Annotated in this window: 22 protein-coding genes and 2 pseudogenes; 6 read left to right on the plus strand and 18 right to left on the minus strand. The window is 70.0% G+C overall.

Annotated features, from left to right (window positions below):
• Positions 1-111 precede the first annotated feature (111 nt).
• From OG568_RS44730 to OG568_RS44770, 9 genes are all read right to left on the minus strand, one after another.
• The gene (locus tag OG568_RS44730) at positions 112-2,655 is read right to left on the minus strand and encodes an alpha-L-rhamnosidase-related protein (RefSeq protein WP_329535718.1); all 2,544 of its coding nucleotides are present in this window, start codon (positions 2,653-2,655) and stop codon (positions 112-114) included.
• A gap of 1,073 nt (positions 2,656-3,728) precedes the next feature.
• Positions 3,729-4,127, minus strand: a complete 399-nt coding sequence (locus OG568_RS44735; RefSeq protein ID WP_329535719.1) for a phosphotransferase — start codon at positions 4,125-4,127, stop codon at positions 3,729-3,731.
• Positions 4,117-5,106 (minus strand): alpha/beta fold hydrolase, encoded by a 990-nt coding sequence (locus tag OG568_RS44740; protein ID WP_329535720.1) that lies wholly within the window; start codon positions 5,104-5,106, stop codon positions 4,117-4,119. The genes OG568_RS44735 and OG568_RS44740 overlap by 11 nt, the downstream gene beginning before the upstream one ends.
• A 17-nt stretch (positions 5,107-5,123) precedes the next feature.
• On the minus strand, positions 5,124-5,354 hold the full coding sequence (locus OG568_RS44745) for a hypothetical protein (RefSeq protein ID WP_329535721.1): 231 nt from the start codon (positions 5,352-5,354) through the stop codon (positions 5,124-5,126).
• Between the two features lie 12 nt (positions 5,355-5,366).
• Positions 5,367-5,723: a DUF6204 family protein gene (locus OG568_RS44750; protein WP_329535722.1), complete on the minus strand. Its 357-nt coding sequence runs from the start codon at positions 5,721-5,723 to the stop codon at positions 5,367-5,369.
• 121 nt (positions 5,724-5,844) lie between these two features.
• The gene (locus OG568_RS44755) at positions 5,845-6,582 is read right to left on the minus strand and encodes a 2OG-Fe(II) oxygenase (protein WP_329535723.1); all 738 of its coding nucleotides are present in this window, start codon (positions 6,580-6,582) and stop codon (positions 5,845-5,847) included.
• 14 nt (positions 6,583-6,596) lie between these two features.
• Positions 6,597-7,106 carry a methylated-DNA--[protein]-cysteine S-methyltransferase gene (locus tag OG568_RS44760; RefSeq protein ID WP_329535724.1) on the minus strand — a complete coding sequence of 170 codons (510 nt, stop codon included), beginning with the start codon at positions 7,104-7,106 and terminating at the stop codon, positions 6,597-6,599.
• A 187-nt stretch (positions 7,107-7,293) separates the two neighbouring features.
• Positions 7,294-9,243 (minus strand): phosphatase PAP2 family protein, encoded by a 1,950-nt coding sequence (locus OG568_RS44765; RefSeq protein ID WP_329535725.1) that lies wholly within the window; start codon positions 9,241-9,243, stop codon positions 7,294-7,296.
• A 324-nt stretch (positions 9,244-9,567) separates the two neighbouring features.
• Entirely contained in the window at positions 9,568-10,473 is a 906-nt protein-coding gene (locus tag OG568_RS44770) for an N-acetylglucosamine kinase (RefSeq protein ID WP_329535726.1), read from the minus strand.
• 322 nt (positions 10,474-10,795) lie between these two features.
• Between OG568_RS44770 and OG568_RS44775 the strand changes: the two genes are divergently transcribed.
• The 6 genes and pseudogenes from OG568_RS44775 to OG568_RS44800 form a co-directional block, all read left to right on the plus strand.
• Positions 10,796-11,929, plus strand: coding sequence for an ROK family transcriptional regulator (locus OG568_RS44775; protein ID WP_329535727.1), 1,134 nt, complete (start codon positions 10,796-10,798; stop codon positions 11,927-11,929).
• A gap of 274 nt (positions 11,930-12,203) precedes the next feature.
• On the plus strand, positions 12,204-13,532 hold the full coding sequence (locus tag OG568_RS44780) for an ABC transporter substrate-binding protein (protein WP_329535728.1): 1,329 nt from the start codon (positions 12,204-12,206) through the stop codon (positions 13,530-13,532).
• A gap of 120 nt (positions 13,533-13,652) precedes the next feature.
• Positions 13,653-14,564 (plus strand): carbohydrate ABC transporter permease, encoded by a 912-nt coding sequence (locus OG568_RS44785; protein ID WP_266418340.1) that lies wholly within the window; start codon positions 13,653-13,655, stop codon positions 14,562-14,564.
• On the plus strand, positions 14,561-15,463 hold the full coding sequence (locus OG568_RS44790) for a carbohydrate ABC transporter permease (protein ID WP_329535729.1): 903 nt from the start codon (positions 14,561-14,563) through the stop codon (positions 15,461-15,463). Before OG568_RS44785 ends, OG568_RS44790 begins: the two co-directional genes overlap by 4 nt.
• Positions 15,460-15,681, plus strand: a pseudogene (locus OG568_RS44795) (hypothetical protein); the annotation flags it as partial. The gene OG568_RS44790 and the pseudogene OG568_RS44795, both read left to right, overlap by 4 nt.
• A pseudogene (locus OG568_RS44800) lies at positions 15,675-16,124 on the plus strand (hypothetical protein); the annotation flags it as partial. The pseudogenes OG568_RS44795 and OG568_RS44800, both read left to right, overlap by 7 nt.
• Here OG568_RS44800 and OG568_RS44805 read toward each other — a convergent pair.
• The 9 genes from OG568_RS44805 to OG568_RS44845 form a co-directional block, all read right to left on the minus strand.
• Entirely contained in the window at positions 16,054-16,752 is a 699-nt protein-coding gene (locus tag OG568_RS44805; RefSeq protein WP_266579617.1) for a nucleoside/nucleotide kinase family protein, read from the minus strand. The pseudogene OG568_RS44800 and the gene OG568_RS44805 overlap by 71 nt on opposite strands.
• Positions 16,749-16,913, minus strand: coding sequence for a DUF6191 domain-containing protein (locus OG568_RS44810; protein ID WP_329535730.1), 165 nt, complete (start codon positions 16,911-16,913; stop codon positions 16,749-16,751). The genes OG568_RS44805 and OG568_RS44810 overlap by 4 nt, the downstream gene beginning before the upstream one ends.
• A gap of 375 nt (positions 16,914-17,288) precedes the next feature.
• Positions 17,289-18,509, minus strand: coding sequence for a serine hydrolase domain-containing protein (locus tag OG568_RS44815; RefSeq protein WP_329535731.1), 1,221 nt, complete (start codon positions 18,507-18,509; stop codon positions 17,289-17,291).
• Between the two features lie 121 nt (positions 18,510-18,630).
• Positions 18,631-19,923 carry a CAP domain-containing protein gene (locus OG568_RS44820; protein WP_329535732.1) on the minus strand — a complete coding sequence of 431 codons (1,293 nt, stop codon included), beginning with the start codon at positions 19,921-19,923 and terminating at the stop codon, positions 18,631-18,633.
• A gap of 80 nt (positions 19,924-20,003) precedes the next feature.
• The gene (locus tag OG568_RS44825; protein ID WP_266418352.1) at positions 20,004-20,324 is read right to left on the minus strand and encodes a DUF1232 domain-containing protein; all 321 of its coding nucleotides are present in this window, start codon (positions 20,322-20,324) and stop codon (positions 20,004-20,006) included.
• A gap of 88 nt (positions 20,325-20,412) precedes the next feature.
• Positions 20,413-20,847 (minus strand): VOC family protein, encoded by a 435-nt coding sequence (locus OG568_RS44830; protein ID WP_266418354.1) that lies wholly within the window; start codon positions 20,845-20,847, stop codon positions 20,413-20,415.
• A 45-nt stretch (positions 20,848-20,892) separates the two neighbouring features.
• Complete coding sequence (locus OG568_RS44835) at positions 20,893-21,801, minus strand: MBL fold metallo-hydrolase (RefSeq protein ID WP_329535733.1); 909 nt, start codon at positions 21,799-21,801, stop codon at positions 20,893-20,895.
• A 50-nt stretch (positions 21,802-21,851) separates the two neighbouring features.
• The gene (locus OG568_RS44840; protein WP_266422140.1) at positions 21,852-22,232 is read right to left on the minus strand and encodes a hypothetical protein; all 381 of its coding nucleotides are present in this window, start codon (positions 22,230-22,232) and stop codon (positions 21,852-21,854) included.
• A 339-nt stretch (positions 22,233-22,571) separates the two neighbouring features.
• Entirely contained in the window at positions 22,572-23,495 is a 924-nt protein-coding gene (locus OG568_RS44845; protein WP_266418358.1) for a MurR/RpiR family transcriptional regulator, read from the minus strand.
• Positions 23,496-23,533 lie beyond the last annotated feature (38 nt).

The following is a 23,533-nucleotide window of genomic DNA, read 5'->3' on the forward strand; positions in this document are numbered from 1 at the left end:
TCCCTGCGGGTGGCGACCGGCCCGGGACGGCCTTCGGCGGACACCATCGGGCCGAAGACCGGCGCCCCGCCTCAGAGTCGCCGCGCCGGCCGTCACCCCGAACGGAAGACCTCAGTGGCGAGGTGTCACGGTGAAGTGGTGAGTTCCGGCGTGCAGAGCGGTGATCGTGACGTAGCCATCGACGACCTTCACGTCACCATGCGCGGCGCGGTGTCCGTCCCACACCTTGTTCCCGTTGACCCGTACCACCACGTCCTTGGCCGCTTGCGGGAGGACGACCACACCGACGGTGTGCTTCGGCGCATGGACGGTCAGCTTGAACCGCGCGCGGGAGTTGGTCCACGCGGTCCCCAGCGGACCGTACGGGGTGGGCAGTTCACCTTGCGCCCAGGCGACGCTCCCCGGGTGGGGGCGCACCGTCCACTCGGTGTAGCCCGGCGAGGTCGGCTGGGCGCCCAGGAGCTCGTGCGTCAACGCCGGCAGCACACCCGTCGACCACCCGTGGGCCATGCTGGTGAAACCGTCCTCGTAGAGGGACCCGTTGGGGCCGATGCCCTCCCAGTTGGTGACGCCCGGGTCATGGCTGTCCATCCAGCCGTAGGTGCGCCGGATCTGGTCCAATGCGGAGTCCGTGCGCCCGGTCAGAAAGCGGGCGACGATCTCCGGGTACGAGGTGAACGCGTACACGCGCTGCGAGGCGCCACCGAAAATGGTGTCGTTGTCCATGAAGGCATTGCCGTAGCGCAGTTGTGTGGTGGCATCGAGATGCGCGAGAGCGCTGGTGGCGCGCTCGGAGTCGGCGACCCCCGCGGTGATGGCGATGGCGTTGCCGTCCTGTGCGTGCCGGACCGGGCCGGTCGCGGAGTCGAGGTAGGCGCCCGCCGACTCGTCCCACAGATAGGTGTTGACGGCCCGGATGACGTCGTCGGCGCGTCGTGCCCATCGTGTCGCGTCCGCGTCGTGCCCCAGCCACCGTGCCAGGCGCGCCGCGTCGTTGAGGGCCTGGACGTAAAGGGCGTTGTAGTAGGTGATCCGGCCGGTGCGGTCCAGGAAGGCGTAGTCGCCATAGCCCCCGGTGTCGTTGAGTCCCTTGCTGAGCAGTCCGGCCGTGTCGGTGACGCTGGGGTACCAGCCGTCCAGGACTTTCAGCAGGTTCGGGTAGTACTGGGCAGCGTAGGACCGGTCCCCGGTGTACAGGATGTAGTCCCAGCTGCAGGTCACCCACCACAGGGGATAGTCGAAGAGGTGGAGGTCGTAATTGGCGATGGACGCCGGGGGGATCCAGCCGTCGGCCCGCTGGTGGTCGGCGAGGTCCGCCAGGACGTTGCGAGCCGCGACCGCGGCGTCGTCGTGCGTGAGGTAAAGGGTGCGCGCGGACACCGCGAGGTCGCCGACGTAGGGGTCGCGGTCCCGCTTGGCGCCGTCTTGCAGAACCAGCTTTCCCTCGAGCGACGCGCTCCAGGCGTTGCGAGGATCGACGTCGTCACGGCGGAACGTGTCGGTGACAAGCTCATTGGTGTACGACGCGCCGTACCAGTAGCGGTTCAAGTCCTCCTCGGAGCACTCGAACCAGCCACGGTAGGTGTCCGGTGTCCCCAGATAGGCGCTGAACTCCAGGACGACGGAATCGACCGAGACCGTGCCCCAGGGCTGCGCCGCGGGGGCGTCGGTGGCCAGGGCATCCAGAGTGATCTTCAGGTACCGGAATCCGTGCAGTCCGTCCGCGTAGACCTTGTCTCCGGCCTGGAAGCCCTTGCGGTCGAGCCAGTCGGCGCCCTGGGCGGGAACGGCGAACTGGTCGGTTCCCTTGCCCGCTCCGCCGGCCTGGTCGGAGCGCGTGAAGTCGGAGCGGTCGCCCAAGAACTGCTTCGTCTCCGAGAAGGCCAGGCGCACCCCCGGAGAGTTGTCGGAGGCCGAGGCGAAGCGGACACGCGGGTACCCCACGACAACCTTGCCGAAGTCGAGCGTCACACTCGGTGCGGCGACCACCGCGATCGGCTCGGGCCACACCTCGTTGACACGGGTGAAAGCGCCGTGCGGCGTGTCCTGGACCGCGGTCACCGTGATACGGATCCGGGTGGTGGTCACCGCCGCCGCGAACGGCACCGCACGCTGGACGACATCGTTGTCTGCGATCGTGGCGACGGTCCGCCACTGCTCGTCCTGCCAGGCCTCGACAGTGAAATCGGTCGGCACGCCATCGCTGTTGGAGACGAGCGTGAGACCGGACAACTCCTTCGGGGCAGGCAGAGTGATGGTCAGCGTGTCGGGCCCGGCGCCTATCGTGTCGTCGTTCCAGAACGTGTCCGGGTTTCCGTCGATGGCGTTGTCGGCCACGTAGGTGCGCGGCTGCCCGTCATTCCCGTTGTTGCCCGCGTGTGCGGAGGACGCCTCGGCCACTGTCCCCTCGGGCCACCTGGGCGGGACCGCCGGCTTCTCGCGGCGCAGGACGGTCGCGGCACCGCCCGCTCGCAGCAGGGCGTCGGGCCGTCGTACATCGCCGGTGGTGGCGATGACCCGGACCGGCCGCACGGTGGGCGAGGGGGGAGCCTGCACGTAGCGGTGCCAGGATCGGCTCCGCTCAGCGGCCCCGGGCGCGGCCTTCTCCTGGGGAGCCGCGGCGGCCGATGCGGCCGCAGCTCCGGAAACAGTCATGGACAGCGCCACGGCGCTGGCTCCCGCCACCACCACTGCGCGCCGGCCTGGGCCTGGCTGCGGAGCCTGCTCGACACTCGGGCACATGCTGCCTCATCTCTGGAACACTGGTCGTTGAAACGATTCAATCCTGTGGGGTGAGGTGAAGTTATCGCAGAGCGTTCGCGCCGTACAGAGATCGCACAGGACGAGTCGCTCTTCGCGTGGGAATAGGCAGAAATGACCTGGTCGCCCCAGGGGGCGTGGGGCAGGCGCCTTCCGCCCCACGTGCCACGCGCCCGCTCGGCGATTCTTGCCCGACCGTCAGAGTCTGAAGTGGAGAAGCCGAGTTCAGCTCGGTGTCGAGGGTGGTCGGCCCCACGGGAGTCGCCGCACAGCGTCGTCCAGGACTGCGGTGAAAACCTTTCCCCGCGCCCGCCGACGCCACGAGCCGGACACTTGCCGCAGGCCGGTGCGGTCACATGGAATGCCGGATCACAGGCCGCCCGGCGCGGACACCGAAAACGTTTCACGACACCCTTCGGCCGTGCGGACAAGACGGCGGGCGCCACGGAATGCCGGGGGCGCTTCAGATCGCCGGATCGCCGGTAGTAGTGAATCCATGAAGCGATCTGCGGATGCACGGCGGCAGTGAGACGTGCGTCCGATTGCGTGTCCAACCGCGCATCCAGATGGGCGCCTTGCGCGAGATCCAAGACGCGTACGGTCAGACCGAGCGTCAACTGCCTGGCGCGTTCGACGGCTGATGCCCGAGCTGGAGCGGGGCGAGGGCGGCTCGAGCGATTCGGCTGTCGGAGCGGCCGCCCTCAGCGCAAGTGAAAGAACGTCTCAGGACAGGAGTCCCAACGTGCGGAAAGCAAGGCGAGGCACCGATCTCCCGCCCCTCCCCGACAGTGAGGAGGAGGACGGCCCCGTCGGCGCGAGCCGACGACGGCCCACCTGCCGGGCCGGCCGACGTCCCGCCGACGTCCGCCCGGCAGGTCCCCGTACGACCGCTGGACTGGAGCTCCTGCGCCCACTGCTCCATGGTGCACCCACGCCCGTCGGACCAGTGAGGGTCGCGGACGGACCCCTTACCCGGGATCCCCCCGTTCCAGCCGGGCCAGGGTCGCGCGGCCGCGTTCGACGATCTCGGGATCGTGGTGGGGGACACCCCAGGAGATAGTGCTCGCGGCATCGAGCGCGGACAGACAGCGAAGGGAGCGCTCCTCCTTGTCGGTGAGCTCGCGGCCGTAGCCCTCGAAGAACGCGGCGCGCAGGTCGGGTCGGCCCACCCACGGGCCGCAGGCCAGGAGGACCATGTCGAAGACCACGGCATGCGGCCTGGCCCGCTCCAGATCGACCACCGCCAGTCTGCCGGGCCCGGTGTCGAGCAGCCAGTTGCGCTCCTGGAAGTCGCCATGCACATATCCGTGGGGCAGCGGGCCCAGCCGTGTGACGCCGACACGGTGCCGGTGAACGTCACCTGTCACTCGTGACCTGGGCGAGCCAGTCGATCAGGATCCGGTTGACGTCCTCGGGCCGTTCCTGCTGGATCCAGTGGCCGCAGTCGTCGAGGAGGTGGGAGGAGAGCAGACCGGGAAGCGTGGTGGGGTAGGCCGCGATCGCGTCGGCCAGCCAGGTCGTGGAGGCGTCCCGGCCGCCGCCGATGAACAGCGAGGGCTGGGTGACGGGCGCGCCGTCGTGGTCGGCCAGGTCCTCCCAGTCCCGGTCCATGTTCCGGTAGCGGTTCAGCGCCCCGGTCATCCCGGTCCGCTCGAACTCTCCCGCGTAGACATCGAGGTCGTGCTCGTCGAGCCAGTGAGGGAGCCGCCCGGCGGGGAAGCGGTCGCGCTGAGCGCCCCCGGGGCTCACGAAGTGGGGGTCCGGCGCGCCGGGTGCGGGCATGGTGTCGGCGGACAGTGCCGCGTACAGGCCCGCGAGCCAGCCGCGGACGTCGGGCTCGATCTCGGCCTCGGCCCTACCGGGCTCCTGGAAGTAGGAGACGTAGAACTCCTCGTCCCCGCCCATCTGCGCGAAGATCTCGCTGGGACGCGGGCCGCCGCGCGGGGTGTAGGGCACGCTGAGCAGTCCGACCGCCCGGAACAGGTCGGGGCGGACGAGGGCGGAGACGGCGGCGATGTTCGCGCCCCAGTCGTGCCCGACGACGATGGCGGACTCCTCACCCAGGGCTTCCACCACGGCGACGTTGTCCTCCACCAGCTCGAGGATCCGGTACGCGGTCGGCGCCTCGGGCTTGGAGGAGCGGCCGTAGCCGCGGACGTCGAGGGCGACCGCCCGGTAGCCGGCCGCGGCGAGCGCGGGAAGCTGGTGGCGCCAGGAGTACCAGGACTCCGGAAAGCCGTGAACGAGCAGGACCAGCGGGCCGGTTCCCTGCTCCACCAGATGAGTCCGCCCGGCGGGTGAGGGGACAAGACGGTGGATAAGGTCTGTTGCGGACGACTGCGGCACGGATCCTCCCAGGGGGCTCAACGCGTGGCCGTCGCGGCGAACAGGCCGCGTGGCCCGTTCGCCACGCGGCCTCCGGTACTACCGCCGATCATGCGGCGGTCGGCGTGGCGCGGGCCAAACCTGTTGCCGATTCGGCAAAACCGGTCCCGGCCATGGGACGCGTCGGTGATCGCTTCGGAGACGACGGGCGTGCGGGCAGGTTCGCCGCCGAACCGATCCGCGAGCGCCTCGCACGGCTCACCGCTCACGGACCGCAGAGCCTAGACGCCCTGCGCGGCGGCGCGGCGCTGCCGTTTGCCGAGTGGGGCCTGGGACAGGTCCTCGGCCTTCGACCTGAGGTTCTTGTATCCGTAGCCGCGCTCGGTCAGCCACGCTTCCGCGGCGGCTTCGGCGCGCTCGGTCGCCTCCAGGATGTCCTCCTCCGCCTCTCCCGAGTCCTGGAACCGGAAGGTGAAGGCAGGCCGGGCCGCGAGGTCGTAGCTGAGGTGTCCCTCGGGGGTGAAGGCGGCGTGCAGCACGTCGTGCTCGGACGCGCGGGCCAGGAGCTCGGCGCGTTGATCCGCGCCGAGCCCGTCGAAGACGCCGCGGACGGTGACGCGGAAGGTACGTGTGCTCATCCGGCGAGCCTAACCAGCGGGTTCGCCGGGTCACCACCGTGTTTTCCGCGCGACGGCGCGGGGACGGTGCGAGGCCCACGTCGTCTGCCCGGTCGGGGCCGCCGCCGCTTCGGCGCGGATGTCACGCGGCGTCGTGGAAGACCAGGCCCAGCGTGTGGCGCCGCCCGGAACGGACGGTGCTCACGCCGTGCCGCATCGGTCCGGTCGACCAGCCGCGCCGGGAGGCGACGGGCCGGTCGCGGGTGGTGAAGACCAGCCCGTGTCCCTGCGGGAGGGTCGTGGAAGATCCCCGCGACTGCGCCCGGGGGCGCTGCTCGGTCATGATGAACTCGCCGCCGGCGAAGTCGACTCCGGGGGCGTCGAGGCCGATGACGACCTGGAGCGGAAACACCATCGCGCCGAACACATCGCGGTGCAGCGCGTTCCAGTCACCGGGCCCGTAACGCAGCAGGATCTGCGCGGACTTGGCCTGCCCGGCCGCGTGACACATCGCCAGCCACTCCTCCAGGTCCTCGGGCCAGGGGGCGGGCTGTCGGAGTTTGTCGGCCCAGTCCCGGGCGACGGGCAACAGCCGCGGATAGAACACCTCGCGCAACTGCCTTACCGCGTCCGGCAGTTCGTGGGTGAAGTAGCGGTACTCGCCGGAACCGAAGCGGTGGCGGGCCATGTCGACGGTGGTGCGGAAGCGGTCGGTCTCGTCGTAGAGCGCCGTGATCCCGTGGCATTCGTCGGGGGTCAGCAGCCGAGCGGTCAGTGCGTGCCCGTGCTCGTTCAGCTCGTCGGTCAGCGCCGTCCAGTCGTCGGCCACCACGCGGTCGGCCACGTGGCCCGCCAGATGGGTGGTGTCGAGCGTGTTCATGATGGTGACGATCCTCAGGTGGCCGGGCGTGCGTGCTCCAGGTTCAGAAGCTGGCGCTTGCGTTCCAGACCGGCGGCGTACCCAGTGAGGGAGCCGCCCGCGCCGATCACGCGATGGCAGGGGCGCACGAGCAGCAGCGGGTTCGCGCCGATCGCCGTGCCCACGGCGCGCACGGCGGCCCTCGACGCGCCGATCCGCGCGGCGATCTCGCCGTAGCTGACGGTCGTGCCGTACGGGACGGTCTCCAGCGCCTTCCACACCCGCTGCTGGAAGTCGCTGCCCGCGCCGCTCACGTATTCGATGTCGAAGCTGGTCAGCGCCCCGTCGAAGTACGAGCGCAGCTGCGAGACGATCTCGGCGAACGCCTGGTCGTCCCGGGTCCAGCCGTCCTGGACGACGGCGCCGGACTTCTGGCCTGGCATGGACAGCGAGACCAGCGCCGTGCCGCCCTTCGCGGTGGCCGATTCCTCGCCCACCAGCAGCAGCTCGCCCAGTGGGCTGTCGATCGTTGTGTACACCGGCATCGGTCGTGTCCTTTCGAAGTGTGTCCGTGCTGTCCACTCTGCGACATGGCCGCCGCCACGGCTGGCGGAAATCGGACGCGGCGCACGGGAGCGAAGGCGCGCGGGAACGACGAGGGCCCGTGGACCGTTCACGCACGGTCCACGGGCCCTGTCGCTCAGCTCATCCCATCATCCCGGCATCGGGGGATCAGTGCCGTACGAGTCGCACGGACAGTCCGTCCACCGAGTACACGGGCACGGCCCGGTACCCGTCCGCCTGGACCGTGATACGGGCGAACTGGCCCCGCAGCGACGACGTCCGGAGCACCGGGATCGTGGCGCCGGAGACCGGCGGGCGGTCGGCGTCCAGCCGGAGCGTGAGCGCGCTGTCCCTGCCCAGTACCACCCGGCGCTCCACCGTCAGCGCGGGCGCGCGGCCCGCACGGAGCGTCGCCTCCAGGCTCGCGCCGGACTCCTGCGTGTAGCTGCCATGTACACGTACTGGCGACGTCGCACTCACCCGCAGCGTTCCGCCGTTCACCCGCACGTCGCCGCACCCCAGCGCGGTGGACGAACCGGCGGTCAGCACGCCCGCCTCCAGCACGGTGCCGCCTGTGTGGGCGTTGTCGCCCGTCAGGGTCAGCGCACCGGTGCCGCGCTTGACGAGCCGGCCGCACCCCGAGATGTCGTTGCGCCAGGCGTCGGCCGCGCTGAAGCCCCCGTCGGCGGCGTTCATGGTGACGTTCACATCGGACTCGAACGCCCCGTACCCGTCGGCGGCGGCGAACAGGTTGAGCCGGCCCCACTGCTCGAAGCCGTCGAGGAGCACGTACCCGGAGGGCAGGGCGGTCGTGCGGAGCACCTCGCGGCGCTGGGCGGCGTCGAGGTAGGGCAGCCGCGTCTCCAGCAGGACCTCGGCGCCCTTGGGCACGGTCATGCCCTCGGAGCGGCCGTGCCGGGTGAGGACGTATGTCAGGCGCGGCGTGAGCGCGCGGGCGTTGGCGGCCCGGTCGGCGTACGGATCGGTGGCGACGCCCGCCGAGTGCGCGTAGGCGTACAGGGTGTCCGCCGTCGTACCGGTCCGCTGCTGGAAGTACGCGGCGGCCTGGGCGCGTGCCGCGGCCTTGAGGGCGGCGTTGGCCGGGTCGGCCAGCGTGGCGGCGGCCAGGGCCGTGGCCATGATCCGGCCGCCGAGGACATCGACGGTGGAGTGCATGCCCGCCATGATGCGGGTGTGGCTGAGCTCGTAGGCGCGCGCCACCAACTCCTGGAAACGCTCCGGCACCGCGTACGCGTACGCCAGCCCCGCCAGGTGGAAGGCGTTCGTGTGACCGCTGGGGAACCCGCCGTCGTCGACCGCGGGGGTGCCGCGCTGCCACAGCAGTTGCGGGGCGACGATCACGTCGGAGTCGTAGACCGGGAAGCCGAGCGCGTCGACCTTGCCCGTGTCGACGACCTCGCTGTTCTCGTTCATGCGCCACGGACGCGGGTACTGGAAGGCGTACTTGGACGGGTTGCCGGAGGCGTACGGCCCGCGCACGGTGTCGACCAGCTCGGCGACCTTGCCGAGCGCCGAGTCGTGCGAACCCGCACCCAGCGCGGAACCGGCGGGCGCGTCGGCCGGCACGGCGTCGTTGATCTTGCCGGAGGGGGTGGAGTCGGGAGCGCTGGTGATCGACGTGACCGCCATGGCGCCCGACTTGTAGAGCTCGGCGAGCGGGCCAAGACCGGCGATCATCGCGTAACTCTGGTGCTGCCGGTCGTAGATGAACGCCTCCTTCGCCTGCGCGTCGGTGCGGGCGTGCGTGATGCGGGCGCAGTAACGCATGTTGGCGCGCAACACCTCGGGCATGAGCGGCGTGCCGGTGTTCCAGGCACCGCCGGTCTTCCACACCTTGCTCATGCCACCGAGGATCCGGACCACCGCGTTGGTCTCGGGCGTCAGGTTGGTGATGACGTTGGTGGTGTAGTCGTCCACGAAGGCGGCGGGGCCCGTCGCGGCCTTCGCGTCCGCGGCGCCGAGCCAGGTGACGACCGTCGGAGCGGCCAGCACCCCGGCCGAAACCCCGAGCGAGTTCCGCAGGAACACCCGTCGGTTCAAGGCGCGTTCACGGACGGAGGCCGAGGAGGCGGACTGGTGCCCGGCTGGTGACGGCATGGATGTGCCTCTCCTGAGGGGAAATGGCGTCCTCGTCGGCCGGGTGAAGTCGTGAAGCGACCGTGCCCCTGCGGTGAGGACGAGTGATATGAGCGAAGATCTACGGCTGGTTCATGTCACGCTTGCGAAGCTCGGTGGGCGGTGAGGTGTCGTACGGGCGAATGCGCCGACCCTGTGTGCCCGCTGTACGGGCGAACGCGCCTGCGGCGCACGCTGTTTGTCCGCCGCCCACGCCTCGGCGGCGTTCGCTGCCGCGTGGGGTGCCGGTCGTCCCGCGAGCAACGCACCACCCCGTTCCCTTCATATGAGGGCATGCGGTTCCCTCTATATGAGGGCTTGCGCCAACGCCACGGCCCCCTCGACCGGCGCCACCCGCAGCGGCCTGGGGCGTGCCCCGGGTACGGCCTCGGCGAGTGACGTCGAGAAGGAGGTGTACAGGGCGGGCTGGGAAAGCACGGTGCCGCCGGCGACCACCACGTCGTCGACGGCGACCCCACGCTCGGCGAGCCGGACGACGAGCGCGGCCAGGGACCGGCCCCCGTCCGCGATCACCGACCGTGCGATCCGGGAACCCCGCTCCGCCGCCGTGAAGACGACGGGCGCGTGCCGACCCCACTCGGCCGACACATTCGTGGCGCTCTCCAGCGCGGCACCCAGGGCGGGTACCTCACTCACCCCGAACGCGGCGATGAGCCCCCGCGCGAGTTCGTCAGGGGCTTCACCACGGTCGTGCGCCGTCCACACGGCGCGCGCCGCTTCCCGTACGAGACCGGCGGAGCCGCCCTCGTCGCCGAGCGCCGCACCCCAGCCGCCGACCTGGACGGGGCTGCCGTCGGCCAGCCGCCCCACCGCCACCGAACCGGTACCGGCCACGAGACCGACACCCTTGTCCAGCCCCGCGGCGGGAACGAGGAGTTCGGCGTCGCCCACCACCATGACGGGTATGTCGAGGACCTCTCGCAGCGCGGCGGCGATGCCGGCGCACTGGCGGGGGGTCTCACAGGCGTGCCCGCCGACGGCCAGTGCGGCTGGGCGGGTGTCGACGGGCAGGGCCTCGTGGGCCAGTGCCGTCAGCCAGCGGGCGGCGGCGGCCGGTTCGTGCGGCCGCCAGCCGCTGCTCGGCCGGACGTGATCGGCGACCGGGTTCGCGCCGACGAGGGCGCGGAGATGGGTCTTGGTGCCACCCACGTCGATACCGACCACGAGCGGGGAAGAAGGAGTGTCCTGCACGGATCCTCTTTCGTCGTCTGGGCGAAGAGCGCCGAAGAACATGGCGCTGTGCTGTGACGGCGGGCGAACCGTGTCTGGCCGAACAGGATTTGAGCGAGTCGGGAAGCCCCGGGACGGGCTTCTTGCGGAGCACGGCAGGCGAGTACCGTGGACTTCGTTAGGAAGTTAACTAACGAAGTACAGTGCGTCAAGAGTTGTCGCGCAGTGGATCAACGGGACGCCGCCGGAGGGCGGGACCGCGCGGCACGAGGGCATCGCATCGCCGCATCCCGTCACCCGGGGAGCGCGGCCCCTGACCCCTGGGGGAACTGTGGAACACGTCGTGGCTAAGGCCCCCCGCCTCACCGAGAGCGCCGGTGCGGTGTTCGCCGTGCTGGCCGAGGCCGGCCGCGCCACCCGGCCGCAGCTCGCGAGCCTCGCCGGCCTGTCCAAGCCGACGGTCTCCGCCGCCGTCGCGGAACTGGAGAGCGCCCGGCTGGCCACCCACTCCGGCACCGCGTCCAGCGGCACCGGCCGCTCCGCCGCCGTATACGGCCTCGGTCCCGCCTCCGGCTCGGTCCTCGCCGTCGACCTCGGCCCGGCCCGCACCCGGGTGCGCGGCTGCGCCCTGGACGGGACCCTGCTCGCCGAGGCGACCACCCCTCGGACCCGGGCCCCCGACGCCGTGCGCGAGGCGCTGGCCGCGCTGCCCGCCGACGCCCCGCTGCGGGCCATCGTGGTCGCCGTCGGTGACGTCACCGAGTCCGACCGTGCGGGCGGCGGCATGCGCCCGGCGACCGCCAAGGCCGGGCCCGTCTTCGACGCCGTGTCGGTCGCGCTGCCGCCGGGCGTGCCCGTCCACCTGGAGAACAACGTCAACTGCGCGGCCCTCGCCGAACTCCAGGAGGGTGCCGCCCGGGGCCGCCGTACCTTCGGTTATCTGCGGATCGGCGTCGGTATCGGTCTGGGCATCGTCATCGGCGGCAAGGTGCTGCGCGGGGCGAACGGCGCGGCCGGTGAGCTGGCCCGGCTGCCGTATCCCTGGGACGACGACCGGGAGCCCCGTCAGGAGGCCCTGGAGGCCTACGTCGGCTCGCACGCCCTGCTGCGCCGGGCCGCCGAGGCTTGGCGGGATACCGACGGCCCCTGCCCCCGTACCGTCGAGCGGCTCTTCGCGCTGGCCGCGGCGGGTCGGGAACCCGCCCGTGGGCTCGTCGCCCGGCACGCCGCCGACGTGGGCCGGCTGGCCGCCGCGGTGGCCGCCGTACTGGATCCGGGACTGATCGTCCTCGGCGGCAGCACCGGCGCGGATCCCCAGCTCCTGCCCGGGGTACGGGCCGAACTGGGCCGGCTCAGCTGGCCCACCGAGGTGGTCAGCAGCCAGATCGGCGATCTCGGTACTGTGGTGGGTGCCGCCGGGCTCGCCGTGGCCAAGGGAGTCCAAACCGTGACCGAAGGCGCGCAGGTGAAGGATTGACGGTTTCCTTATCGGTCTGCCAATGTCCGGACAAGCGCTTTCTAAGTCGGCCGGGACGCCGACTCCGGGTGAGCCTTCAGCCCGTACGCGAAGTACGGCAGCCGCACGAGGGCGTGCTTGTGCGACGTCGGCCGTCATGGCCGGGGACCCCACCCGTCAAGGCGACACGGCCGGGCGAGGCCGTGCCCCCGGAAAGCGAAATTTCCCTCAAAATGCACCCGTGCCGCCTCGGCTGGCGCCGTGCTTCTTCCGCTACGACGAAAAGGGATTGAAGATGACCACTGTGGGTGTGCGGCACTCTCGCCGACTCGGCCGCGGCGGCGTGCGCCGCCTGGTTCCTCTCGCTGCCGTGGCCACGGCAGGAGCCCTGCTGCTCTCCGCCTGTGGGTCGGGTTCCGGCTCGGGCGGAACCGCGAAGTCGCTGACCTTCTGGATCTCCACGGTTCCGGGGCAGGACGCGGGCTGGAAGAAGCTGGTGGCGCAGTACAAGAAGGAAACCGGCGTCAACGTCAAGCTCGTCAACATCCCCTACGACGGCTACCCGACGAAGCTCCACAACGCCGCGCAGGCGAACTCCCTGCCCGACGTGGCGGACGTGCCCGCGCTGGACCCGATCTGGTCGAGCAAGCTGATCGACCTCAGCTCCATCGCCAACAACAAGACTAACAAGATCAACGCCAACTTCCTCGCCAAGGACTCGTCCGGGAAGGTGCTGTCCATCCCCTCGGACGTCACCGCGTCCGGCCTGTTCATCAACGAGACGCTGTTCAAGAAGGCCGGCGTCGCCGTCCCGACCTCGCCCCAGAACACCTGGACCTGGACCGACTTCATCAAGGCGGCGAACACGGTCCGCGAGAAGACCGGCGCCAAGTACTCCCTGACGTTCGACCAGTCACCGTCCCGGCTGCGCGCCATGGTGTACGAGATGGGCGGGCAGTACGTCCACGCGGACTCCTCCGGCAAGTTCTCGGTGGACGCGGCGACCAAGAAGGCCGTGAAGTACTTCGTCGGCCTCAACGACGACAAGACCATGCCGAAGTCGGTGTGGACCAGCGGCGCCGACCCGTCCGCCATGTTCCAGAGCGGCGACGTGGTCGCCTACTGGTCCGGCGTGTGGCAGGTTCCCGCCTTCGCGGAGAGCATCAAGAAGTTCGACTGGGCGAGCGTCCCGACTCCCGCCGAGCCGGTGCAGGCCAGTGACGTCAACAGCGGCGGCATGATGGTGGGCTTCAACAACAACGGCGCCGCGGCCACCGCCGCGAAGAAGTTCATGTCCTGGGTGTACGAGCCGAAGCAGTACACCGAGCTGGTCGAGACCTCCGGGTTCCTCCCGGTCGAGAGCGGTCTGAACCCGAAGTACCCCTTCACCTCCGAGGCGGCGCAGGCGGCGTTCAAGCTGTACAACGAGGAGATCCCGCTCTACGCCCCGATCTCGGGTTACTTCAACGGCGCGCAGACGAACTGGGTGCTGAAGGGCAAGAGCCTCGCCACCGATCCGACCAAGACGGAGCTCGGCAAGGCGATCAACGGCCAGCAGTCGGTCGACAAGGCCCTGGACAACATCGTGGACGGCTACAACCAGGCGGTCGGCAGCGGATCGTAGGCCAGAGGGCCCGGGCGGCGGTTGTCGAGACACCCGCCGCCCGGCCCTGGTCGCCCACGTGATGCCGGGCTCACGGCGTGAGCCCACAGCAATCCATCCACCAGCACGGAAGTCAGGAAGATGACAAAAAGCGCCGCGGACGTGTCCGTGAGGCCACCCAGGAGACGCAGCACCTACACCCTCGCGCCGCTCGTCCTCATCGCGGCCAATGTCGTGCTCTTCGCGCTGTTCTTCGTGTGGCCGGCGGTGATCGGGCTCGTCTACTCCTTCACGAACTACACCGGTGTGGGGGCGTTCCAGTTCATCGGACTGGACAACTACCACAACCTGTTCGGGGACTCCGCCTTCTACGACGCGCTGACCCGGACGCTGCTGTACACCGTCCTCTTCGTTCCCCTGAACTTCGCGCTCTCGCTGCTCGCCGCCAACCTGCTGGTGAGCAAGCACGCCAAGGGCGCGTCCGTCGCCCGTGTCATCTTCTTCATCCCGTGGCTGCTGTCGCCCATCGTCGTGGGTGTCCTGTGGCGGTGGCTGTTCGGCGAGAACTTCGGACTGGTCAACTACGTCATCGAGAAGTTCGGCGGGGCCGCCGTTCCGTGGCAGTCGAACGCGGACCTGTCGCTGCTGGTGGTGGTGTTCGCGGCATCCTGGGCCTGGACGGGCTTCTCGATGCTGCTGTTCATCGCGGCGATCAAGAACGTGCCGGTGTCGTACTACGAGGCGGCCTCGCTCGACGGCGCCGGCCCCTGGCGCCAGTTCATCAGCATCACGCTGCCGAGCATCGCGCCCACCTCGTTCATCGTGATCCTGCTCAACACGATCAACGCGATGAAGGAATACCCGGTGTTCGTCTCCCTCAACAACGGCGGACCCGGAACGTCGAACAACCTGCTTGTCCAGTACATCTATCAGACCGGCTTCCAACGGGGCCAGATCGGCTACGCGAGCGCCGCGTCATTCGTGCTCATGCTCATCCTGATGGCCGTCGCGATCATCCAGCTGATCGTCAACCGGCGGGTGGAGAACCGATGACAACCACAGACATGCCACGCAAGGTCGACGCCGATCCCGGTCGGGCCGTTTCCAAAAGGCGGCCCCGCGGTGCGGGCAGTGGTGGGCTCCGGCGGGCGGTACCCGCGACGACATTGCTGTGGATCCTGGCGTGTCTCTACGGGCTGCCGGTGCTGTGGTTCATCCTCAGCTCCCTCAAACCGGCCGGGGACCTGTTCTCCTATCCGTTGACGTTCGTTCCGCACCACCCCACCCTGTCGGGTTACTCCCAGGCGTGGCGCAGTGCCAACTTCTCCCAGTACTTCATCAACACGACCATCGTGTGCGTGATCACGACGATCCTCACGGTGGGAGCCAGCTGCTGCACCGGGTACGCGCTGGCCAAGTACGACAACAAATGGCTCAAGGCGTTCTTCATCTGCATCCTGGCCACCACGATGCTGCCGGGCGAGGTCATGCTCGCCCCCGAGTTCCTGGTGGTCCGCAACCTCGGCCTCTACAACTCGTTCGCCGGCATCGTCCTCCCGGCCGTGCTCACCGCGACCGGATGCTTCATGTTCCGCCAGTTCTTCCTGACGGTTCCCGACGAACTCGTGGAAGCCGCACGCATCGACGGCGCCCGCGAACTGTCGATCTTCCTGCGGATCATGGTGCCGCTCTCCCGGCCCATCATGCTGACCCTCGCCATCCTGTCCTTCCAGTGGCGGTGGAACGACTACATCTGGCCGCTTCTGATGCTGAACGACCCCAACAAGTTCACCGTGCAGATCGGCATCCAGAGCATCGTCGGCGCGCAGAACATCAACTGGTCGGTCCTGCTCGGCGCATCGGTCATCTCCATGATCCCCCTGATCGTCATCTTCCTGGTCTTCCAGCGCTACGTCATGGGCGCCGACATCAATGCCGGCCTGAAGGACTGACCTCGTCCACCCCGCTCGACCAGGAGTTCGTCCGCGCGGTGGCCGGCGCAGCCGACCGGCTGGCCGCCCCGCCGGCGGCCGGCCCCGACGAGGTACCCGCCGGTGCGACCCACCGCGCTCTGGCACGCCGGGTCAAGAGCCTGGTCGCGGCGTACCGTTCCACGGACTCGGCACCGCACGGCAGCAGGCAGGTTGTTGCCGCCACGATGGCCCACCTCGGCACCAACTGTGCGCGGGCACCGTCTCGGTGGCCTTCGACGACCGGATGACCGCCTCGCTGGTCGAGGCGGCGGGCACGTACCGCCTGCCCGCCGCGGTCAACCGCCGGCACGGGTTCGGCTCGGCCGTCGACGGCTTCCTGCTGAGCCGCTCCATGGGCGAGGTACCGGTGAGCGACCGGCTGACACATCCGCGCGGGGACGGCGTGGACCATTTCGACGCCCGCTCGGAGGCGACCCAGGAGGAGGCGGCCTTGGCCCTGGCCACCGACCCGCGCGGCCACGGCAACCCCGACGAGGGCCGACGCCAGCTCGTCACCTCCACCGCACTCGAGGCCGACCCGGCGGGACTGACGATCCGCACCGAGGCGTTCAGCGCACTGATCGGGAATCCCGCGGGCGATGCCCGAGGGGAACCCGCGCCGGAACTCCGGCGGCGGTGACCTCCGCGCCGACGACCAGGTCGGCACGGTCCCGTGTCGCGGCGACCAGATCGGCGTTGCGCTGGTCCGTGCCGAGCACCCAGGCCACCGCCGTGTCGTGGTCCTTGCCGAACTCCTCGTGGCGGGCGACGAGACGGCGTACGCGCTCTTGCGCGTCGAGCTCGCAGAACCACACCTCGTCCAGCTGCGACCGTACGCGCGCCCACGCACCGTCCTCAAGGAGAAGGTAGTTGCCTTCGGTGATGACCAGGCGGGCGCTGCGGGGGACCGGGACGGCGCCCGCGATCGGCTGCTCAAGAGTGCGTTCGAAGCCCGGCGCGTAGACGATGTCGTCGTCCTGCTCGTCGCGCAGCCTGCGCAACAGCGCCGCGTACCCCGCCGCGTCGAAGGTGTCCGGAGCGCCCTTGCGGTCCCGGCGGCCCAGCCGGTCCAGCTCGGCGTCCGCGAGATGGAACCCGTCCATCGGCACCTGCGCGACCTGGCCCGGCGCGTTGCCGTTCAGCTCCCGGACCAGGCGCTGTGCCAGCGTCGTCTTGCCCGCGCCGGGGCTGCCGGCGATACCGAGGATCGCGCGCCGCCCGGGACGCACCAGCGCGGCGGCCCGCTCCACGAGGTCGTCGAAGGTCATGAGCGGATCCCTCGGACGAGTGCCGTCCCGGCGGCCAGGTCGATCGACGTACGGTGCGGGGGAGCCCCGTCCGCCTCGTCCCGCAGCAGCTGGTCGGCGAAGGCCGCTAGGGTCAACAGGATGACCGGTCCCGGCAGTGTCGTGAAGACGGCGATTCCCATGTCACCAGTATCAGGGTGCGAGGGTGTGTTTCGGCCAGGCTCCGGCGGCCTCGGGTCTGGGGGCCGGTCATTCCGCCTATGCTCATCAGGCTGTTGAATATTGGTCAATAAAGGGCGCCGCCGTCGTCGTCCACGGGGAGAACGTCATGTCGCAGCACAGCCCTACGCTTGCCCCCCGCAGCTACCGGGCGTATTTCGACCATCTGCTCGCCTGCCAGAAATGCAGCGCGCCCCCGAGGCGATGCGACGAAGGCAGCGCCCTGTACCGGACCTACCGGTCCGACCTGAAGAAGTCATGAGCCCGGTTCAGGGGCGGATCCGCACCCCGGCGGAGGGGTGCGGCCGGACGGTCGGGTCCGGCCGCACCTTCGCGCGTCAGTCGCGGGCGATGCCCGGCGCGATGTCCTCGTAGCGCTCCACGGTGGTCGCCGAGGAGGTCGCGCTGCGCAGCTTCGCGGTCGTCGACTTGCCGCAGAACGCGGATTCCAGCGTGCGGGCCATCGTATTCAACACGTCCACGTTGTTGGAGGTGTTGGCGAGCGCGGTGACGCTGCGCTTGCCGTCCTTCGAGGCGAAGGCGTACGTGTAGTAGCCCTGCACGGTGCCCGTGTGGCCGTACACCGAGATACCGCAGGACAGATCACGGCGGCGCAGGCCGAGGCCGTACCCCTGGGTGCTGTTGACCGTCGTCCACTGCTGCATCTGCGCGAGCTGCGCGGCGGACATGAGCTGCCCGCTCATCAGCGCGGAGAAGAACGTGTCCAGGTCCTGCGTGCTGGAGATGACCGCGCCCGCGCTCTGCGCCCAGGACACCGTCTGCTCGGTGGAGTCGACCAGGGCCCCACCGGCCTCGTCCGGCGTGAGGTAGCCGTTGGCGTGCGTGCCCGGGATGGCGGTGTCGGGGTGCACGTAGAAGGTGTCGGTCAGATTCAGCGGAGTGAAGATCCGGTTCTGGTACTCCGTGGCCACGGAGTGGCCGGTGAGCTTCTCGATGAGCATGCCCGCGACGACGAAGTTCGTGTTGGAGTACGAATAGGCCGCGCCCGGGGCGTTGGTGACCGCGTGCTTCAGGGACAGGGTGACCAGGTCCTGGTAGCTGAAGACCTTGTTGCGGACGGACTCGAAGCCCGGGACCGTCTGCGCGAACATGTCGTTGGTGTAGTCGTACAGCCCACTGCGGTGGCTCATCACCTGGCGTACGGTGATCCGGTTGTCGGGCAGCAGCCCGGGCAGATAGGTGTTCACCGAAGCGTCCAGGTCGAGCTTGCCCTCGTCCACCAGTTGCAGCAGGACCACGGCGGAGAAGCTCTTGGTGACGCTGCCGACGCGGAAGCGGTCGGTCGTGGTGATGGCACGCCCGGTGGCCCGGTCGGCGACTCCCTCCGACAGCCGGTGGATCGTGCCGTTGTCGTCGACCCGCACCATCGCGCCGGGGGCTCCCTGGGACAGGGCCGTGTGCAGCACCGCCTGCAGACCGGCGTCGTCGGGTGCCGGCAGACCCGCGGCCGCTGCGGTGCCGGCCTGTGCGGGGACTGCGAGGAGGGCCAACAGCGCCGCGCTCAGCGCCGTACCTCTGCCCACCATTGCTGAGACCATCTGATTCTTCTCCCGAGTTCCCTCTGTGTACCGCGCCGCGGATGCGAACGTCGGCACCATCTGTACGCGCAGGAACGGCAGATGGGTTGCACGTCACGCGAAGGAAGGCGGAAATGATCTTTCAGTGGCTGAAAAGCTGCGTCCAGTAGGTGCCCGCCGCGCCGCCGCCCGCGAGGCCGATGCCTATGTGGGTGAAGTCGGGCTTGAGGATGTTGGCACGGTGGCCCGGGCTGTTCATCCAGCCGCGGACGACTTCGGCGGGGGAGCGCTGGCCACAGGCGATGTTCTCCCCGATGGTGCGGCGACTCGAGCCCGCGGTGGCCGCCCGGTCCCAGGGCCGGCTGCCGTCGGGGGAGGTGTGGGAGTAGAAGGCGCGGGCCACCATGTCGTCGCTGTGCGCCTGGGCCGCGGTGGTGAGCGGGGCGTCGACGGCCAGCGGCGCCAGGCCCTGTGCGGCTCGCTCGGCGTTGGTCAGCGCGACCACCTCACCCGCCGTCCGCCGCAGGCCCCCGTGGCTGAAGGGCCGGGCCCACAGCGCCGTCCAGTACACGTCGCCGGAGCGCTGGTCGCGGACGTACGCCAGCCCCGCCTGGCTGTACGCCGGGTTGTACAACGTGTCGCGGGACTGTTCGGTGGTGAGGCAGTACTCCACGAACTCGCCCGGGGTGCGCGGGCCGGAGACGAGGTGCTCGCCGACGGTCAGATACGCGTACCCGGCGGACGTGATGCGCTGGTAGACGGAGATCCCGTGGGCGTTCTCGGAGCTGAGGAGCCCGCGTGCCGCCATGTCGGAGGCGTGCGCCCGCGCCGCGGAGGCGAGCCGTGCGTCGAGGGAGACGGGAGGGGAACCGGCCGCGGCGCGGACGGAGTTGACCAGGTCGAGGAAGCCGTCAGGGTCGGGAGCCGCCACCGGCGCCGGGTCGCCCTCGGTGGCGTCCTCGACGACCTCGACCCCGAAGTCCCGCGCGATACCGGCCAGTCCGTCCGCGTACCCCTGGCCCAGCGCGCGCAGCTTCCACGCCGTGCCGCGTCGGTAGATCTCGGCGAGCAGCAGCACGGTCTCGCGCTGCGGACGCGGGGGTGTGAACCGGGCGAGGGTGTGGCCGCCGGGACCGGTGACGTGCAGGGTGGGAGCGGGCAGCCGGCCCAGCGGCGTACCGGGGTCGGCCGGACTGACGACCACGGTGACACGGCTTGCCCCGGAGCGCAGGCGCGGCGGGTCGATCGTGAGGTGCTCCCCGGCCAGTCGGGCGCCCGGCACTGTCGGCTGGTTGTAGAACACGAAGTCCGCGTCGCCGCGCACCTTGCCGCTGTCGTCGGTGATGAGCGCGGAGACGTCGAAGGGACCCGGCACCCGGATCGTCAGGGTGCCGGCCGGCAGGGGCACATTGCCCCCGGCAACCAGCTCGCTCATCGTGCCGCCCGTCGAAGTGATGATCCCCGCGGACCACCGGCCCGGGCACACCCGCTCCCGCTTCCCGCCCGCTCACCTCGTCAACGCCCCGTTCGCTCCCGAGGGTTCCCGCGCTTTTCGGTACCGTGCGCGTCGATCGCCTCGGGAGGGCGCAACGACCGCAGTGCGAACAGGAGTACGCCGATGTCGTCCAGGTAGATGGGGTCGGGCAGCAGGTCGGTCGGCAGCAGGAGATAGGCGACGGCACCCCAGAAGATCCAGCGGGATCCCGTCGGAAGTCCGGCGCGCCGCAGGTCGCGGCGGGTACGCACGAGCCGCACCAGGATCGCGATCGCCACCCCGAGCGCGGCGGCACCCAGGATCGCGACGATGACGACCACCGTCCATGCCGTGGAGTCCATGAGTTCCGTCCAGAGTTCTCGTAGGGCTGTTCCTTGCCTTCGTGTTCCCGCTCGCGCGGTTCGTATCGCCCCCGGAAGACCGGCCGGTTCAGGCCGAGGCGGCGGCGACGCAGAACTCGTTGCCCTCCGGGTCGGCCATCACGACGTGGTGCCCGTCGAACTCCTCCAGGACGGAGCCGCCCGCCTCCACGAGCCGCTCGGACTCCGCCCTGATCCGCGCCCACCGTTCCTCGGGACCGCCGTGCCCCGGCACGCGGACGTCGATGTGCAGGCGGTTCTTGGCCGTCTTCGGCTCGGGAACCTTGAGGATGGACAACCGGGGGCCGACGCCGTCGGGATCGCAGAGCCAGGCACCGTCGTCCGCGGAGTCGTCCTCCGGCAGGTCGAACTGCGCGAGCCACTCCTCACGGGTGGTGAAGGGAGCGGGCGGGGGCTCGTCGATGTACCCGAGTGCCGTCTTCCAGAACTCGGCGAGGAGTTTCGCGTCCGCGCAATCAAGGGTCAGATCGATTCTGGCTGCCATGACATGACCGTACTGCGCACCCCTGACAGTCCGGCCGTACGGCTTCTACTCCCCCCGGGGAACGTCACGGCGGCAGAGAACGAAGTCGTCGAAGACGTGTCGGCCGGAGCGGTCACCGACGGTCTCGATGGCAGCGCGGATGTCGCGCAGCTGATCCGTCGTCATCTGCAGGGGCGGCTCGTCGGGCTGGTAGGTGGTGCGGACGGGATAGTCCTGACCCGGTTGCCGGGTCATCTCGATGTGGCAGCCGAGCACGTGGGTGACCGGCCGCTGGGCACAGAAGTCGATCAGGCGGTCGACGGTGCGGGTGAACGCGGCCCAGTCCTCGACGTACAGACGGCCGGGATAGACCGTGTCACCGGTGAGGAGGAAGCCGGTCCAGGGGTCGAAGAACGTCACCGCGGCCGCGTGGTGGCCCGGCGTGGCCAGGCACTCCAGGACCCGGCCGCCGAGATCGACGTGGGCGACGCCTTCGGAGTCGTCGTCGAAGCCGAAGAACGGCCAGGCCGTGTCGAGGGCGGCGTCGACGACCGTGGTGCCGGGGCGGTCGGCGAACTGTCCGTCCCCCGCGATGTGGTCGCCGTGGGGGTGGGTGTGCAGCACCAACAGCTCGTAACCGTCCCGGGGGCGGGCGGTCAGCCACGCTTCCATCAGCTCGTCCACCACCCGCCGCAGCGGGAAGTACGCGGCCGAGGCCGTGGCGCCGGTGTCGATCAGCACGGCTCGCGCCTCGCCGAACAGCAGGAACAGGAACGGCGCCTCGTAGTCGACGGCCATGTTCTGCCGCAGGATCATCGTGTGCGCGTCGTGGGCGTGGACCTGGATGTCGGGATCGGTGTTGTGCTTGGCCGACGGGGATCCGTGGATCCACCGCACGTCCAGGGCCCGCGAACCCGCGGACTCCTCCGCTGCTCCACCGTTCGTCTGATCGGTCCTCGGCCTCTGGGTGTCCACGACGTCTCCTGGTGATGATCCCGCCGGGACCACCACCTGGACCCGGGACCTCAGTTTCGCGCGGGGCTGTGGTCGACGAGCGCCTGGGTGACCGCTCGGACGCTGCGGGCGATGTGGTTGAGCTGCAGGACTTCGGCGGCGTACATCTTGATGGTGTGCTCGATGACCGATTCGTGCAGGCCGAGGGCCGGAAGTTCGGACCGGGCGGTCTGCAGGGCGGTCCGGGCGACCCGGATCTCGTGCTGCACCTGGATCTGGGCGTGGCGGGCGAGCAGCACGGGGTGCTTCATGAGCGCCGGGTAACTCGCGTAGCGGGCCGGCACCAGTTCGCGCAGCCACTTGGTCGCGGAGCGCTCCCAGTCGAAGCTGCCAGGGGTCTTGACCTGGCACGGCCAGTCCGAGGTGATCGGGGAGTACGTCGTGAGGGCCATGTTCATCGCTTCCGGGTCACGTCGGCGGCAAGGGGTCAGCGGGTTGTGGGCGGCCCCGGTCTAGGGGATGGCCGGGGCCGCCACCGCGGGCACCCGCTCACGCGGGGCCCGTCCGAACATCCGGGGCCCCATGCGGGTAGGAGCGGACGGCCCCGGATGGCCGTAGGACGTGACCCGGAGGCCTCCTGGTCGCATCCGCGAGCAGTATTTATATATGCCGCCGGATGCGCAAGAACATGAAAAAATTCATGCACGATATGGGTCGAATGATCCCGTGATGCCGTGGTGACAGGGGGTGCGCGAGAGGGGAGCCGCGCCGGTTCAGTCCTTCGCGCCGGGTCAGTCCTTGAGGAAGAAGTGGTGCTGCTCCGCGATCTGCTCGTACTCCTCCAGTCGGGCCTGTGTCCGTTCCGGGTCGGCGTCGGACATGGCCTGGAGGAGTGCCGCCGACATCATGACGGGGGCGGCGTAGGAGTCGAAGACGAGGCGGGCCCCGGTGCCGACGGTGAAAGTGGCGTCGGCCTCGTCCGCGAGCGGCCCGAGCCCCAGGTCGGTGATCAGGGCGACCTTCAACCCCGCACTGCGGGCGACCCGTACCGCGGTCAGCGTCTCCTGGGCGTGCCGGGGCATCCCGAACGCGAGCAGCCAGGTGCCGCCCGCCTCGCGCGACTGGAGCAGCGCGTCGTAGGCGACGCTCCCGCCCCGCGTCACCAACCGTACATCGGGGTGGATGCGGCGGGCGGCGTACGCGAAGTACTCGGCCAGCGACACCGAGATGCGCAGTCCGAGGATGGTGAGCGGGGTCGACCGGGACAGCGCGCGGCCGATGGTGATCACCTGGTCCGGATCGGCGAAGTCGCGGCGCAGGTTCTCGAGGTTCTCGATCTCGGCGTCCACCGCCAACTGCAGCTCGTTGCCCTGGTCCTCCGCGGGCGCGCCCGGGGTGCTGGAGAGCGTGCTGAGTGCGATGGCCTGCAGTTTCTCCCGCAGTGCGGGGTAGCCGCTGAAGCCGACCGCCGCGGCGAAGCGGGTCACCGACGGCTGGCTCACCCCGACGCGCTCCGCGAGATCGGTGATCGACAGGAACGCCGCCTCGGTGATGTGCTCGATCAGGTACTGGGCGATGCGGCGCTGCCCGGGCGAGAGCCGGGGGCCGTCGAACAACTCCCTGAGCTGGGACGTGGGTGCCGCGCCCGCCTCCGGAGCAGTCTTCCCCGAGGTGATCGCGGACGCCTGAGCGCGTGCCTGCTGCGGCGATGGCACCGATGTGCCTCCTTCGTGTCCCACGAGAACTCAACATA

The organism is Streptomyces sp. NBC_01450 (genome assembly GCF_036227505.1).
Taxonomy (GTDB): domain Bacteria; phylum Actinomycetota; class Actinomycetes; order Streptomycetales; family Streptomycetaceae; genus Streptomyces.